The organism is Streptomyces rugosispiralis (genome assembly GCF_024505145.1).
Lineage (GTDB): Bacteria > Actinomycetota > Actinomycetes > Streptomycetales > Streptomycetaceae > Streptomyces > Streptomyces rugosispiralis.
In genome coordinates this window covers 1-2,430 of the sequence record NZ_JANIAA010000139.1, presented here as the reverse complement: position 1 = coordinate 2,430, position 2,430 = coordinate 1, and the positions used below count along the sequence as shown (strand labels likewise).

Below are 2,430 nucleotides of genomic sequence, written 5' to 3'. Positions count from 1 at the left end.
GTCGTCTACTCCTCCGCCGCCGGAGTCCTCGGCGGACCGGGGCAAGGCAACTACTCGGCCGCCAACGCCTATCTGGACGGCCTCGCGCAGTGGCGGCGGGCGCACGGGCTTCCCGCCACCTCGCTGGCATGGGGCATGTGGGCGGAGACCAGTGGCATGACGGCCGGGCTCGGCTCCGGCGATCTGCACCGGATGCGGCGCGGTGGCGTCGTCGGGCTGTCCACCGCGGAGGCGCTGGGCCTGTTCGACCGGTCGGTGGAGTCCGGGCTTTCGGCGCTGGTGCCGATGAGGTTCGACCTCGCCGCCCTCGGCGCGGAGGCCAGTGAGCCCCCGCCGCTGCTGCGGGGTCTGGTCCGGCCGACGCGGCGTACGGCCCGGCCGGTGCCGAAGGCCGGTGAGGGCGGCCTCGTCGAGCGGCTGGCCGGGCTGTCGGCGGCCCAACAGGAGCGTGTGCTCGTCGAGTTGATCCGCGAAGAGGCCGCTTCGGTGCTCGGGTTCCCCACGATCGACCCCATCGGACCGGAGCAGGCGTTCCGCGACATGGGATTCGACTCGCTGACCGCGGTGGAGTTGCGCAACCGCCTCAACACCGCAACCGGGCTGCGGCTGCCGGCGACGCTGGTCTTCGACCACCCGAGCCCCGTGGCCACCGCCGAGTTTCTCCGCGACCAACTGGGCGGGCGTACGGCCGAGGCCACGCCCCGGCCGGTGCGGCGCGACCGGACCGCGCCGGACCAGGCCGAGGATCCGGTCGTCGTGGTCGGCATGGGCTGCCGCCTGCCCGGGGGCGTCCGCACCCCCGAGGACCTGTGGCGGCTGGTCGCCGCCGGAGACGACGCCATCGGCCCGTTCCCGCGGGACCGGGGCTGGGACCTGGCCGAGCTGTTCGACTCCGACCCGGATGCTCTGGGCAAGTCCTACGTACGCGAGGGCGGTTTCCTCACCGACGCGGGCGGATTCGACGCCGCCTTCTTCGGCATCTCCCCGCGCGAGGCACTGTCGATGGACCCGCAACAGCGCGTACTGCTGGAGACCGCCTGGGAGACCCTGGAACGCTCCGGGATCGTTCCCACCTCACTGCGCGGACAGGAGGTCGGGGTCTTCGTCGGGGCCAGCGGCCAGGGGTACGGCACCGGTCCGGGCGCGGTGCCGGAGGGCCTGGAGGGCTACCTCGGGGTGGGCGGCGCGACGAGTGTGGCGTCGGGTCGGGTGTCGTACACCTTCGGGCTGACCGGTCCCGCGGTGACCGTGGACACGGCGTGCTCCTCCTCGATGGTGGCTCTGCACCTCGCCGTGCAGGCCCTGCGTTCCGGCGAATGCACGATGGCACTCGCCGGGGGCGTGGCCGTCATGGGCCAGCCCGGCGCGTTCGTCGAGTTCTCGCGCCAGCGCGGTCTCGCGGCGGACGGCCGCTGCAAGTCCTTCGGCGAGGGGGCTGACGGCACCAACTGGTCCGAAGGAGTCGGTCTGGTGCTGCTGGAACGGCTCTCGGAGGCCCGTCGCAACGGACACGAGGTGCTGGCCGTCGTCCGTGGTACGGCGGTGAACCAGGACGGCGCCAGCAATGGCCTCACCGCGCCGAACGGGCCGTCGCAGCAGCGGGTGATCCGGCAGGCGCTGGCAAACGCCGGGCTCTCGGCGGCCGACATCGACGCCGTCGAAGCCCACGGCACCGGCACCGCCCTCGGCGACCCCATCGAGGCCCAGGCACTCCTGGCCACCTACGGACAGGAGCGCCCGGGGGACGAACCCGTATGGCTCGGCTCGCTGAAGTCCAACATCGGCCATGCCCAAGCGGCCGCAGGCGTGGCCAGTGTCATCAAGATGGTGCTGGCGATAGGGCAGGGCACGCTTCCGCGGTCCCTGCACATCAACGAGCCGACCACGCAGGTGGACTGGACGTCCGGCGCGGTGTCCCTGCTGAGCGAGGCCCGCCCCTGGCCGGAGACCGGCCGCCCCCGCCGCGCCGGGATCTCCTCCTTCGGCGTCAGCGGCACCAACGCCCACCTCATCCTGGAGCAGGCACCTCGGCCCGAGCCCGAACCCGCGTCGAAGGTGGACGAGGACACGGACCCCCCTGGGCTGGTCGCCACCGGCGGAATCGCCCCCTGGGTCCTGTCCGCCAAGACCCCCGCGGCCCTGCGGGCTCAGGCCCAACGGATCCTCGAACACCTGCGATCCGGCGTGGCCGCACACCCGGTGGACATCGGCTGGTCACTGGCCACCACCCGCACCCTCCACGACCACCGCGCCATCATCCTCGCCGACACCGACACCGACGCCGACACCAGTGGCGAGAGCGCTGAGGCCACGGCCGCTCTCACCGCCCTCGCCACCGGACAACCCCACCCCCGGCTCACCACCGGCCACGCCACCACTCACGGCAAGACCGTGTTCGTGTTCCCCGGCCAGGGGGCCCAGTGGGTGGGG

The 2,430-nt window shown here is 73.1% G+C and carries 1 protein-coding gene; it reads left to right on the top strand.

What is annotated here, in order from left to right; genetic code table 11:
* Positions 1–2,430: type I polyketide synthase (locus tag NP777_RS46695; protein ID WP_256656290.1), on the top strand; the 2,430-nt coding region annotated here is incomplete at both ends.